Origin of the sequence: Psychrobacter sp. UBA3480 (assembly GCF_002377945.1) — a bacterium.
Classification (GTDB): Bacteria; Pseudomonadota; Gammaproteobacteria; order Pseudomonadales; family Moraxellaceae; genus Psychrobacter.
The window spans coordinates 56258-70549 of record NZ_DFQV01000021.1; the positions used below are offsets into that span (position 1 = coordinate 56258).

Below are 14292 nucleotides of genomic sequence, written 5' to 3' on the forward strand. Positions count from 1 at the left end.
TAGTCTACTTATGCCCATACCTGATGCTAGCTTGCCTTCTTCTTTAACCACGCAAATGAAACCTTTGACCATATTGCATACCTCAGACTGGCACTTGGGTCGACGTCTGTATGGGCGTCTTCGTTACGAAGAATTTGAGTCATTCCTGCATTGGCTACAAGACACCATCAGCGCGCAAAAAGTAGACATATTGATTGTCGCTGGTGATATCTTCGATACCATGACCCCAAGCAATAAAGCCCAAGCGCTGTATTATGAATTTTTGGGTAAGGTCTCACGCTCCTGCTGTCAGCATGTGGTAATTGTCGCAGGGAATCACGATTCACCGACATTTTTAGACGCGCCAAGCAATGTGCTTAAGTTTTTGAATGTGCATGTAATTGGTACTGCTTGTGATGACTTGGACGACGAAGTATTGGTATTGGGTGATGACGACAACAACCCTCATTGTATTATTGCCGCTGTGCCCTATTTGCGCGATCGGGATGTGCGTAGCAGTAGCGCTGGCGAGTCTGCAGATAGCAAAGACGCCAATGTTATCGCTGGTATTTGCGAGCATTATGACAATGTTGCAGATATTGCGAAGGCTAAGCAAGCCGACTTAATCACGACGCATCAGCGATATATTCCTATCGTCGCCACAGGACATCTATTCGCGTCTGGTGGCAAAACAACCGAAGATGATGGTGTACGCGAGCTATATGTCGGCTCACTAGGTAAAATCTCCGCCGATATGTTCAATGATGGCTTTGATTATGTGGCACTTGGGCATTTGCACGTGCCGCAGCGCGTTGGCGGTCGTGAAAGTATTCGCTATTCAGGCTCACCCATCGCGATGGGCTTTGGAGAGGCCAAACAACAAAAGCAAGTATTGCTGGTACAGTTTGGTGCCGCAGAACGTTGCAATAAGGACATCTTAGGATTAAACGTCGCACCTGATGATATTACTCCTCATGCTATCGATACAGCTGCTGACATTGAAGTCGCCCAAGTTAAAAAATCAGTAGATAAATTAGCAGAAAAAGCCGCTAAAAAAGTGGCGAGTCAGGAACTGCCTTTCATGGATGATTTGTTTGGCTTTGATGAGCCATTAGAAGATAAAGCAGTGGCACAATCTACTGCCATAGAAAATACTCCTGTTGAGCAAGATATAAACAATCAACCAACCTCGAATGATGCTATGACTAGCAGTAAAATACTGCATCGCGATGACGCTAATCAGATGCAAGTAGTGTCCCTACCCATTCCAAAGTTCCAACAACTGGCGCAAATATCTGGTGACTTAACCACGATTGATCAAACCGTTAGAGCGCTTACGCAATCGGACTCTATTTGGCTAGAAATTGTCTATACGGGGGATGAGATTGTCAGTGATTTGCGTGAGCAAGTGCAAGCAATGGTAGAAGGGTTGCCATGTGAAGTGCTTAAGATAAAAAACACTCGTACTTATAATAAAGTGCTCAATCAGCAGCAGACCTCAGAGAGCTTGCAGGACTTAAATGAGATGGAAGTTTTTGAGCGTTGTTTGACGCTCAATGACATACCTGACTCACAAAAAGACTCATTGCGCGACGCCTATGGTCAGATACTTTATAACTTACGTCATGAAGACAAACAGGCAGAATGATATAAGTGACATATCATACCCGTACTTCCTTATCTTTTTCAATTTTTCGCAGTTGCGGCTATTACTAATATTAAGAATTATCCATGCGCCTAATCGAACTCAGACTAAAAAACCTCAACTCCCTAAAAGGTGAATGGCATATTGATTTTGCTGATACTGCCTTTACCAATGAAGGCATCTTTGCTATCACAGGACAGACTGGTGCTGGCAAGACAACCATATTGGATGCTATTTGCTTAGCGCTATATGGTGAGACCCCAAGGATTAATAGTATCAGTAAGAGCAGCAATGAGGTGATGACGAGACAGACGGCAGAGTGTTTCGCTGAAGTAGTGATTGACTTAAATGGCGAGCAGTATCGCTGCCGCTGGGGACAGCGCCGTGCTTACAATAAAGCAGACGGCAATCTGCAAGATGCGACTCACGAAATTGCTAAGATAAACGTTGATGACTCGTCAAAAGAGGATGATCTGCTAGAGAGTACCTTAAAACATACCAAGAACAAGATCATTGAACTGACTCGGATGGATTTTCAGCAGTTCACTCGCTCTATATTACTAGCTCAGGGCAGTTTTTCAGCATTTCTAAAGGCAAAGGCTGATGAACGCGCAGATATTTTAGAGAAAATTACGGGCACTGATATTTACGCGACTATATCAACACAGGTTCATGATAAGAAACGTACTGAGGAAGAAATTCTTAATAAGCTGCAATACGGTTTAGACGGGTTGATGCTTTTGGATACCGATGAAGAAAATCAGTTAAAAGCCGATTTACAGTCGTATCAAAGTGCCCAAAGTGAGCAGCAGCAGACCATTCAAGATTTGGCCGAAAAGATAAAGTGGCTAGATAGCGTGACAGAGTCAAAAGAAAGACTGAATACTTCTCAAAATGACTTAGTGCAGGCTCAGCAGGCTCAGCAAGACTTCATCCCTAATGCCAAACGCTTAACCGCTGCTAATAAAGCGTTGGAGATTGATAGTCAATTCAGCCAACTTGTGCATAGTCGAGATAATCTAAAACGCTTGCAAGAAGAACAGCAGCAAATCAGCAGCATCCTACCGCAAAAACAAAATGATCTAGAACAAGCAACCACACATTTAGATACAGCGAAAACTCATACACAGGCTGCCCATGAAGCTTTGCAAACAGCTCTACCCAATATTGCGCAGACGCGTAAACTCGATGTGGAGATTGCGCAGAACACGCATATCTTAAAAGACATTGAGCAAAGACAGCAAGCTCTAATGAGCAGTACCCAACATTTAAATAAAGAGATAGATAACCATAAACAACAGGCTGCACAAAATAAAACCCAGCTCGCAAGTGTCGAAAGCTATCTTAATGACGCCCATGAATTAAACAATATCGATAGTGATATAGCGAATTTCAAAAGTCATTGCGGCCGACTAAAAGTAGTATTGCAAGAGAATACCGCCCTATCAGATGATAAAACAAGCCAGCAGCAACAGATCCACCAGTATCGCGCCAACCTTGACGTATTAAATCAACAGAAAAAGACAAAAGACACCACCATGTTGTCTATAAAGGATAAATTGGCAGCGTTACAACGAGAGCAAGCAGCATTAACCCAAGTGCAGTCATTGGCTGATATACGAGATGAGCAAGAGCAGATTGATGATATCAACCGTCAACTTGACCAAGTGAGCGTTAAGACAAAACAGCTTGATGAGCTTAGTGTACAAGTAGAGAAAATAGTTGCGACCTTGCCAGTAATGAGTAACGACCTCAAGAAGCTGGCAGGCTTAATCGCTGATAATGAATCGGCGCTCGGCGCTGCCAAAGAAAAGCGTCAAGACAAACAAACCCAGCTACATTTACTACAAAAAGTCGCCAAATTAGAAGATTATATCGCTGACCTAAAAGATGGTCATCCTTGTCCGCTTTGTGGGTCGCTAGAGCATCCTTATAGTGCAGACCATCTACACTTAACGCAAGAGACGGAAGCAACGCAAACTCAGCGACAGATAGCAGAGCTAGATACGACTATATCCAATTTAGAAGATGCTTTATCTAAACATCGTATTACTCAGGCAACTGTAAGGCAGCAGTTCTCGCAGCAGGAAGAGCAACAAACCATATTGAACGACCAAATACAAAAGTTAAAGACAGATATCGAACAGCTGGTCAGTTCAGTACTAAATAAGGGCTACTCTCGATTTATTACTGAAATATTAAAACCGCTGGTGCAGTTTGATACGCATATAGATGCGCTGTCATTATTAGAAAGTATCAAAATCGAGCTAGGTAAGCGTAGACAGTCTCTTAAAGACACGTTAGCTCACTGCGAAACGCTTAGCGAGTCGCTCTCTACGATGCGTAATGATATTGAAGCGTTAGACAAGGAGCAGCGTGCGCTGGCAAATACTGCTAACGAGATTGAAAGCAATAGTGAAAAAATAGCATGGGCTATAGAAAACTTAGATAAAAAATATCATGATAATTTTTCTGAATTGACCGTGCTCAAAACCGATATATTAGCCCTGTTGAATAAATATTCCACTGGCAAACATCAGTCAGACGCAAAAACGGTGATACGTTCTTCACTGCAATCATTACAACCGCTTATAACCAGCATTGGAAATCAAACCGTACTAAGCAATTTTGACGCTCAGGCGCATATCAATACCCTGCGCCAATGTCACAGTGCCCTTTTAGAAATCAAGCAACAGTTCAACGACTACAGAGAGAAACAACAAACTCTAAAGACATCACTCGGTCGACTAGAAACACAAATCGAGACCAAGCAGTCTCAGCTCGACAAAGAAGAAAATGAGCTTGTTAAAATCTCTCAACTCGCGGCAGAAAGAACTGAGGCGATTGAGAAATTACAAACAGACAGAAAGTATGTTTTTGCTAATAAAGATCCTGAAACAGAAGAAAAGCGTTTACGTGATGCGTTAGATCAGGCTAAAACCACGCAGACCTCTACGCAAAGACAGCTAGACAATGCTGAGCACATACTTAGTCAATTGCTTGATAAGCAGCGTCAGTTGACTGAGCAAGTGACCATAGTACAGGGAACGCTCAATACTCAAGAGGATATCTTTAAGTCGATACTTACCGCCTCTGATTTTGCTGATGAAATAGATTTTACTAATGCGTGCCTGCCAATTGATGAGCGTAAGGCACTTAGACAGCAGCAGCAGCATATCGATTATGCGCTAAAGCAAGCGCAGTCTTTATTGGATGCAACACAAAAAACACTTGCAGATAAACAAGCCAATCCGCTAACAGTAGACGATAGAGAGACGCTTACCCAACAGCAATCGCAAGCCCAAGATGAGTTTAACAAACGAATTGAGTCAATCGGTGCAATTAGTCAGCGTCTAAAGGACAATGAAGATAAGAAAACCACCCAACAGGCACAGCTTGATGCCATCACTGGCCAAAAGGACAAATTGCAAGTTTGGCAACAATTGCACAAATTGATTGGCTCATCTGATGGCAAAAAGTTCCGTACTTTTGCTCAAGGACTTACTTTTGATCTCATGGTCACTCACGCCAATACACAGCTGCAAAAAATGAGCGATCGCTATTTGCTGGCCCGTGATGATAACAGTCCGCTTGAGCTAAATGTAATTGATAACTATCAAGGTGGCGAAATTCGCAGCACTAAGAATCTTTCAGGCGGCGAAGGTTTTATCATTAGCCTAGCATTAGCACTAGGGCTATCACAGATGGCCAGTCAAAATATACGCGTGGACTCGCTATTTTTGGATGAAGGGTTTGGTACATTGGATGAGGAATCTTTAGACATTGCGCTTGATACGCTGACCAATCTACAGCAAGAAGGTAAATTAATCGGGGTGATATCCCATGTTCAGGCGTTAAAAGATCGTATTTTAACCCAGATTAAAGTCGAAAAGCTCTCGGGCGGATTCAGCCGAATCAGTGGTCAAGGGTGTCATAAAGTCGTCAGTGAAAAAGTATCATAAGTTAGGTTAATCACTTTACTACTTAATACTTTTAATTAAACCATTTCTTTTAGACAATAAAAAACCACCGAGCATGAAGAACGGTGGTTTTTTTGTGAGACAGTTTCGGGTTGATATTACTTCATTATTTAGTAACTAAACCACTAAGCTCACTCATCAATACTGACAACGTCGAAAGACCGATTTGACCTTCTTCATCGTTACTATGCAGCTCATCCAACTTATTCATCTCTGTGGTGACTGCTGCAAGCTGATCGACGTGTCTTGCTCTCCATTCACTAAATGCTTGCTTAGCATCTGGTTTTGAGAGTACCGCATCCATCAATAGACGCAAGCTGCGAGACAGCTCGTTCACTAATGCATGGCGTGCACGGCGATCCCAATAATCTTGCTGTGGTAGACTCGCAATATTTTCCATCATCCAGTCTAATTGCAATACTTGATAAGCTTCAAAGTATAAAGTTGCAATCTCATCAACAGGACGCTCGTATTGCTCAGCAAGCAATGCAGCATCAAGCGCATCGACATGGTACGGTAGCATCGCAAATAGCGTAGCATCATTATCAGACAGCTCTTTTTGCATCAAGCGCTTAGTATCTTCTTGCAGATATTGAGCAAACTGCTGCTCGATAAAACCACTTGGCTTGGTCAGTTTTTCTACACTTTCACTAAAGCGGCTAATCATATCAGCGACTTGTAAGTTTTGACCGAAGGCATTGATGAACCAGACCACACCGCGCTCAAGTGAGTCACGTAGACGTAACTCAAGGTTCAGCAGTAACGTCGCCTCAACTTGATTGTCTAATGCTTCAAGTGCTTTCCAGGCGCGCGATACGTTGAATACATCACGGCTAATCGCATAACCACGTACGATAGTAGCTAGTGATTGATCGGTTTCTTCAAAGAGACGGAATAGCGCTTCGATACCTAAGCGGTTGACCACACTGTTGGTCAAGTAGGTACTGATGATCTCGCGATGCAAACGATGCTCAGTCATCTCATCAAAGAAGCGTGACGCCAGTTCATCTGGGAAGTACTTACGTAGCTCATTGATAAAGTACGGATCATCTGGTAAGTCAGACAATAATAGATTGTCATAGACCCACATTTTGCCATAGGCCAAGACCACTGCCAGCTCAGGATTGGTCAGACCAGTATCCGCTTTTTGACGTTTCGCAATCTCTTCATCTGATGGTAGATACTCAATCGTACGATCCAGACGCCCTTCACTCTCTAGCATCTGAATAAAGCGCTGATGATCGCTCAGGTTTGCTGCGGCACGGATATGGCTCAGCTCAATCGCTTGTGGTTGCAAGTAGTTTTGACGCAGTACCAGTTCTGCTACGGTGTCAGTCATACTCTCAAGCAGCTCATTACGTTGCTTCAGCGTCATATCACCTTGCTCGACCACTTTGCCAAGTAGGATTTTGATATTGACTTCATGATCCGAGCAGTTCACACCGCCTGAGTTATCGATTGCATCTGTATAGATACGCCCGCCCGTTTGAGCGTATTCAATACGGCCTTGCTGGGTTAGACCTAAGTTACCACCTTCACCAACGACGGCTGCACGTAGCTCATTACCATCGATACGTAGCGAATCGTTTGCACGGTCGCCCACGTCAGCATGTGTTTCGTTTGCACTTTTGACATAAGTACCGATACCGCCATTCCAGATAAGGTCGACAGGTGCACGTAACAACGCGCTGATCAAATCATTCGGTGCAAGGCTGTCTTCACTGATATCAAAGAGCGACTTCATTTCAGGACTGATAGCGATGGTTTTGTCTTGGCGTGAGAATATACCACCACCTTGACTAATCAATGATGCTTCATAATCTGCCCATGATGAGCGTGGTAATTCAAACAAGCGTGCACGCTCAGCGTATGAGGCCGCCGTATCTGGATCAGGATCAATAAAGATATGCAAATGGTTAAAAGCAGCAACGAGCTTAGTATGCGTTGATAGCAGCATACCATTACCGAATACATCCCCACTCATGTCACCAATACCAACAACCGTAAAGTCATCACGGTTTTGAATGTCCATACCGCGCATACGGAAGTGGCGTTTGACCGACTCCCAACCACCGCGCGCTGTGATACCCATTGCTTTATGGTCGTACCCTACTGAACCACCTGAGGCAAAGGCATCATCGAGCCAGAAGTTGTATTCTGCAGCTAAGGCATTTGCAATATCCGAGAAAGTAGCTGTACCTTTGTCTGCTGCAACAACCAAGTACGGGTCGTCTTCATCATGACGTACCGTGTTGGCTGGCGGGACAATGTTGCCATCTACAATATTGTCTGTGACATCAAGCATGCCGCGTAAGAATGTCTGATAACAAGCTATACCTTCTGCTTGGAATGCCTCACGGCCATCAGCCATGCTCTTGGTTTTTACAATAAATCCGCCTTTAGAACCTACAGGGACGATTACTGCGTTTTTGACCATCTGCGCTTTGACAAGGCCAAGTACTTCAGTACGGAAATCTTCCATACGATCTGACCAGCGCAGACCACCGCGAGCGACTTTGCCGCCACGTAAATGAACAGCTTCGACGCGTGGTGAATACACAAATATCTCAAACATTGGCTTTGGTTTAGGCAAGTTTGGAATGTCTGCTGCCAAGAATTTAAATGACAGACGATCTTTGCGCTGACCATCACTATCCACTTGATAGAAGTTGGTACGTACCATCGCATTAATCAAATCTAAGTACCAGCGCAAGATACGATCTTCGTCTAGGCTATCGACATCTGCTAACGCAGCGGTGATTTGCTCTTGAATGGTAGCAGCCTTTTCTTGACGTTCTTCTTCGCTATACTTAGGATTCATACGTGCGTCAAACAAACTACCTAACGCGACACTGATATCGCTGTTTTTGACCACAGTTTGCTGAATATAAGCACTCGAGAATGGCGCACGTGCTTGCAGCATGTAGCGAGACAATGCACGCAATACGACGACATCATAAGTATCGAGCTTGGTCGTTAATACCAATTCATTAAATGAATCGCTTTCAACGCGACCTGCCCAGATTTGCTTGAGGCTATCTTCGAACTGACCACGCACGACTTGCATATTGACCGTATCGACATGCTCTAAGGTCAGCTCATACTCTTGCATCCAGATAGGCTGCTCTGGCAAGTCAAACTCATAAGTCTGTGCTGAAATAACTGACACACCAAAGTTTTCAAGTATTGGCAATACTTTTGACAAGATAACCGGCTGCTCGCGACCGTACAGTTTTAGGTGAAGCTGGTTACGTGCATCGCCTGTCGACTGGTATAAATGCCAGAGCATCGGCTGCTCTGCGGTCAGTCCCGCCAAACGCTTCGTATCTTCGACTGCGGTACGAGCATCAAAACGCTCTTGGTAGGCAGCAGGGATATAGTTTAAGAAGCGACGATTTAAAGCATTGGCTTGTTGCTCGCCCACATTATCGAGTAGCATCTTTTGATAATTATCATCCCATGATTGCATGAGTGCTGATAATTTGGCTTCAAGTGTGGCGATATTGACGTCATTTACTTGACCAGGCACGGTACGTACGTGGACGTGTACACGAGCATGCGCAGATTCATTGAATTCAGTAGTAAACCCTGAAGACATACCGTTATAGGCGTCTTTTAGGACGTTTTGTACTTTGATACGTAGCTCGGTGTTGAACTTATCACGCGGGATATAGACCAAGCACGAAACAAAACGCTGATAATGGTCAATACGGCTAAATAGACGTAAGCTCTTCTTGTCTTGTAGTTGAGTAATGCCCGAAACAATTGGGTATAGCTCTTCGACGCTGGCTTGGAACAAATCATCACGCGGTAAGGTGTTAATCACATGCATCATCTTGTGATGAGCGTGACCGTCACGTGGCAAGTCTGCCATTGCCATGATTTTATTGGCTTTTTCGCGCAATAGCGGTATTTGCTGTACAGTCAGCTGATAGGCTTGTGACGTAAGCAAACCGATAAAGCGGTATTCACCAATTAGATTACCGTTATCATCGAACTTATGAATGCCCAAAAAGTCCATATATACTGAACGATGCACAGGTGATACACGGCTTGATTTAGACAGCATCAACACGCGCGGCTCAGTCAATAATTGCTTTAAGCCTCTAGGCAATTGGCTAAAGCTCTCTGATAGCTTGTCTTTTTCAGAACCACGTAATAGACCAAGGCCACTGTTACCGATTGCGAATAAATCTAAATCGGTCGGCTCAGAAGTCACTTCGATAGACTGACCACCTTCCAAGCGGTATTCACGATATCCTAAGAATATAAAGTGATCGTCTAAGATCCAATCTAAAAATGCTTGGATTTCTTGTTGTGAGTAGAATACTTCCGGTAGCGGCTTAGTTGAAAGCTCAGTTTTGATGTCATTCAACTGCGCACGCATCTGTTTCCAGTCGCCAACGACCGTATCAAGCGTGTCAATTTTTGACATCAGCATCTGTTGCAGCGCTTCCAAGTCTTCGTTGTCTTGGTAAGCAATTTCACAATGAATCAATGACATATGTGAAGTGGCACTTTCATGTGCGCCTTCGATATGGGTGATATCACCATTGTCATCACGCTCAACACTGATAATGATGTTGTAAGTACGATGAACATCGATACCTTCAGCTTCTAGACTCATCAAAATCGTATCAACTAAGAATGGTCTATCATAAGCTGCGATTTGAATGACAGTGTGCGAGCTGTGAAAGTGCTGCTCTTCTGCTGCTGGGTTTAGTACTGTCAGCTGTGGCTTGCTGCCGTCGTAAGCTTTGAGTAGTGTAAAGTGATGTAGCGCCATGCCCGCCAAGTCAGCATTACTAATCGCCTCTGCAGTTTCTTGATGCAGCGGCTGATAATAGCTATGAATAAAATGATCAAATAGCGATTTGTCTTTTTGTACATAACTGGTAGCAATATCGCTTATCTGGCTAATGCGCTCTTTTGCGATACTGAGGGAGTTTGGCATTTCCTGCGTCCTTTTTTTATAGATTTGGTTTAACATTTATTTATTTAAGTTTATCGATTTAGATTGACTACTGTTACTGCATATTCATCATTGGTGCAACGGTGCAGTATTTCCATTCACGCGACTTATTTTATTTTTATAACAGTTAGAAATTTTCTCCTTTTTTGCTCTTATTTTTTATTAATATGTAGCCATCAGAATTTAATACTACCAATATAGTGAAGTGTAACGCACATAAGGCGCGAGCTAAAGTGTACAACATCATTTCATGAATCAGCGATGTGTCGATAACCTTTACTAATGAGACAATGCGGTTTTGGACATCGATATGGATGATTCGGTGCTGGCAGGCGGATACTCATGGTAATTGAAGGCGTTTTTTTGTTAGAATATGCCAACATATTTAAGAGCGTACGACTCGCTCACTATTAACTTTAATGCTAAGGGCAAAAGGTATGATGAATATTTTGGTGGTTGGCTCAGGTGGTCGCGAACACGCATTGGCATGGCAATGTGCAAAAGATGACAATGTAAAAAATGTCTACATCGCTCCTGGCAATGCTGGCACCGCCCTTGAGCCTAAATGCCAAAACGTTACGCTAGAGTCTACCGACGCTGACGCAGGCGAGCATAGTGCTGTTATCGCCTTTTGTCAAAATAACGATATCGACATGGTAATTGTTGGTCCAGAAGCGCCTTTGGTTACGGGTATTGTTGATGCTTGTCGTGAAGCAGGTATCAAAGCATGGGGCCCTACAGCGTACTGTGCACAGTTAGAAGGCTCAAAAACTTTTGCTAAAGAGTTCATGGAACAAAACAATATCCCAACCGCTGCTTATCAAGGTTTTACCGGCGCAGTCGCTGCAAAAGCCTATGTCGATGAGCAAGGCGCGCCTATCGTTATCAAAGCAGATGGTCTTGCTGCAGGTAAAGGCGTCATCGTTGCTGAAACGATCGAACAAGCACATGAAGCTATCGACGATATGCTAGCGGACAACAAGTTCGGTGATGCTGGCAGCCGCGTGGTTATCGAGCAGTTCTTACAGGGTGAAGAAGCCAGCTTTATCTGTATGATTGATGGTGATAACATCTTGCCAATGGCAACCAGCCAAGATCACAAACGTGCTTTTGAAGGCGATACCGGTCCAAACACTGGTGGTATGGGTGCCTACTCCCCTGCTCCAGTTGTTACCGGCGATGTTCATAACAAAGTCATGCAGCAAGTGATACAACCAGTAGTCGATGCCATGAAAAACGCAGGCCATCCTTATACTGGATTCTTATACGCTGGTCTTATGATTGATAAGGCAGGCGATCCGTATGTCATCGAATTTAACTGCCGCTTTGGTGATCCAGAAACGCAGCCTATCTTAATGCGTTTGCAGTCATCAATGGTCGATTTGGTCGCACAAGGTTTGGCAGGTCAATTACCTAGTGAAGCAAAATGGGATGCGCGCCCTGCTCTAGGTATCGTTGTCGCATCAAAAGGCTACCCTGAAACTTCATCTAAAGGTGATGTGATTGCTGGCTTGCCAGAACTAGATCCTAACAACTACAATGCTGTGAAAGTTTTCCATGCTGGCACGGCATTTTCTAACGATAATGATAAAGAAGTCATTACAAACGGTGGGCGCGTCTTATGTGTAACTGCGCTAGCAGATAGTATTTCTGATGCTCAGCAAGCCGCATTAGCAGTCACCGCTGCTATCAGTTTTGATGGTGCTCAGTACCGCCGTGATATTGGTCACCATGCCATCACTCGCGAAAATGCTTAGCAGCTAAGGCATCCCAAGAAACATATTGGGCAACGACTTGGGCAATATTTTAGAGAATGCGAAGGTTTTGCTCAATATGTTTGATTAATAGTATTTCCGTATTTTATAGCTCTACATCACTATTTGACCTAGCATCATGCTAGGTCTTATTTTTTAAAATAGATTTTTCTAAATTTTAATAACCAGTGAACTTGCTAGAAAATGCTAACTATTTATTAATCATACTCAAACTAGTAAGCACTTATTTATCAATAGTTACCGCTAGATATTGGCTTACAAAGTAACTATCAATGGCCAGCTCAGGCTCATAAAACCAACCCGCTTTATATGATACAATTTTGTACCTGTGCATCACGTCTCCCTTGTATTGTAGGTTTCGAACCCGCAAATCAATACCAATTGGATGAATGATTATACTTATGGCAAATGATACGTCTAAACCTTTTAGCAACAAGCAATCAATCGATAGCCTAAAAACCTCAGGGTTTGATCGTCGTATGTCGATTGCGAAAACCTCTTTGAATATTGGTCGTCGTTGGGCGGGTAATAGCGTGTCTGGCATATTCTTAAATAAAGAAGCACGTACTGCACGTAATCAGGCGTTTATGGAAACTCAGGCAAATTATCTGGCATCAGAGCTGGGTAAATTGAAAGGTTCGGTCGTCAAGATTGGTCAAATGCTAGCGATTTATGGTGAACATATACTGCCGCCAGAGATCACACGCGCTTTGCAAACTCTTAATGATGACACGGCGACATTGACTTGGCCGACGATTGAGCAAACATTACGCCAGTTACTGGGCAACAAACTAAACGAGCTAGACATTGATCCTGTTCCCATTGGAACTGCTTCTCTTGCCCAAGTTCATCGTGCGACCGTGCTCGCCACTGGCGAACAAGTTGTGTTAAAAATTCAGTATCCAGGGGTGGCAGATGCTATCAACTCTGATCTTGCCTTGTTCAAACGATTGTTAAAAGTAAGTAATATCGTTCCTCAAACACGCGCACTCGATGCTTGGTTTGAGGAAATACGTGACCTACTCCATCACGAAGTTGATTATGAAGCGGAAGCGGCTACGACAGAGCGTTTTTATGAGCGTTTAATTGATGAGCCGCGCTATATCGTGCCTAAGATTAATCGCACTTATTCTAAAAAACGTCTGCTATGTATGTCATACGAGCCAGGTATCACTGTGGTCTCGGAAGCATTGCAATTACTACCTCATGAACGCCGAAATGCCATTGGTCAAGCGGCCATTGAAATCATGATGCAAGAGATTTTTGTATGGGGTGAGATGCAGACCGATCCCAACTTTGGTAATTATCTGGTGCGTGTGAGCGAAAACGAAGAAGATATCGATAGATTAGTTTTGCTAGATTTTGGAGCGATTCGTCAGTTTGATGGCAACTTGTTAACGATTGCCCGTGGTCTACTACGCGCAGGATATCGCCATGATCAGCAAGCAATGAGCATTGCTATGAAAGGATATGACTTTTTCGATAGCATGAGTAATAAAGTACGTTCGGATATTGCCTCGTTATTTTTGCTTGCTACAGAGCCTTTTAGTGACCCTGAGAAAAACACCAATATCCCTAGCGAATGTTTAGATGAGCAGGATCGCTATATTTGGGCCAATAGTAAACTACATTCACGCTTATCTACTACGGCCACACGCGCAATGCAGTCCTTCGAATTTAATCTACCACCAAAAGAATTTATGTTTATCAGTCGTAAGTTTATCGGTGCATATACCTTTTTGACTGTTTTAGATGCGCATACCAACTCTAACAGCCTCGTAAAACCTTATTTATAAACCGTGCAAATTTCGAGCCGTCCTTTAGTGACGGCTTTTTAATGTTTTAATTTTATTTGCTTAGGCTATTTTATATTTAATATCACTATCACTATCACTATCACTATCACTATCACTATCTTTATTTTATACTACTGATATAAGC

Annotated in this window: 5 protein-coding genes; 4 read left to right on the forward strand and 1 reads right to left on the reverse strand. The window is 43.4% G+C overall.

Translation table 11 applies throughout. The features are described from left to right. The first annotated feature begins 10 nt into the window (after nucleotides 1-10). Both B2863_RS09920 and B2863_RS09925 read left to right on the forward strand, forming a co-directional pair. Complete coding sequence (locus tag B2863_RS09920) at nucleotides 11-1627, forward strand: exonuclease SbcCD subunit D C-terminal domain-containing protein (RefSeq protein WP_296209924.1); 1617 nt, start codon at nucleotides 11-13, stop codon at nucleotides 1625-1627. Between the two features lie 83 nt (nucleotides 1628-1710). Further along, nucleotides 1711-5586 carry an SbcC/MukB-like Walker B domain-containing protein gene (locus B2863_RS09925; protein WP_296209926.1) on the forward strand — a complete coding sequence of 1292 codons (3876 nt, stop codon included), beginning with the start codon at nucleotides 1711-1713 and terminating at the stop codon, nucleotides 5584-5586. Nucleotides 5587-5710: 124 nt separating this feature from the next. Here B2863_RS09925 and B2863_RS09930 read toward each other — a convergent pair whose 3' ends face one another. Next, nucleotides 5711-10558: an NAD-glutamate dehydrogenase gene (locus tag B2863_RS09930; protein WP_296209930.1), complete on the reverse strand. Its 4848-nt coding sequence runs from the start codon at nucleotides 10556-10558 to the stop codon at nucleotides 5711-5713. Between the two features lie 458 nt (nucleotides 10559-11016). Here B2863_RS09930 and purD point away from each other — a divergent pair, with 458 nt between their 5' ends. Together purD and B2863_RS09940 are read left to right on the forward strand one after the other, a co-directional pair. Beyond that, nucleotides 11017-12333 (forward strand): phosphoribosylamine--glycine ligase, encoded by a 1317-nt coding sequence (gene purD / locus B2863_RS09935; protein ID WP_296210078.1) that lies wholly within the window; start codon nucleotides 11017-11019, stop codon nucleotides 12331-12333. A 419-nt stretch (nucleotides 12334-12752) separates the two neighbouring features. Further along, nucleotides 12753-14147, forward strand: a complete 1395-nt coding sequence (locus tag B2863_RS09940) for an ABC1 kinase family protein (RefSeq protein WP_296209933.1) — start codon at nucleotides 12753-12755, stop codon at nucleotides 14145-14147. Nucleotides 14148-14292 lie beyond the last annotated feature (145 nt).

What these genes read in the sequence shown, in the direction of transcription:
- B2863_RS09940 (WP_296209933.1), top strand. Translation starts at nt 12,753, where the DNA reads ATGGCAAATGATACGTCTAAACCTTTTAGCAACAAGCAATCAATCGAT.
- B2863_RS09925 (WP_296209926.1), top strand. Translation starts at nt 1,711, where the DNA reads ATGCGCCTAATCGAACTCAGACTAAAAAACCTCAACTCCCTAAAAGGT.
- B2863_RS09930 (WP_296209930.1), bottom strand. Translation starts at nt 10,558, where the DNA reads ATGCCAAACTCCCTCAGTATCGCAAAAGAGCGCATTAGCCAGATAAGC.
- purD (WP_296210078.1), top strand. Translation starts at nt 11,017, where the DNA reads ATGAATATTTTGGTGGTTGGCTCAGGTGGTCGCGAACACGCATTGGCA.
- B2863_RS09920 (WP_296209924.1), top strand. Translation starts at nt 11, where the DNA reads ATGCCCATACCTGATGCTAGCTTGCCTTCTTCTTTAACCACGCAAATG.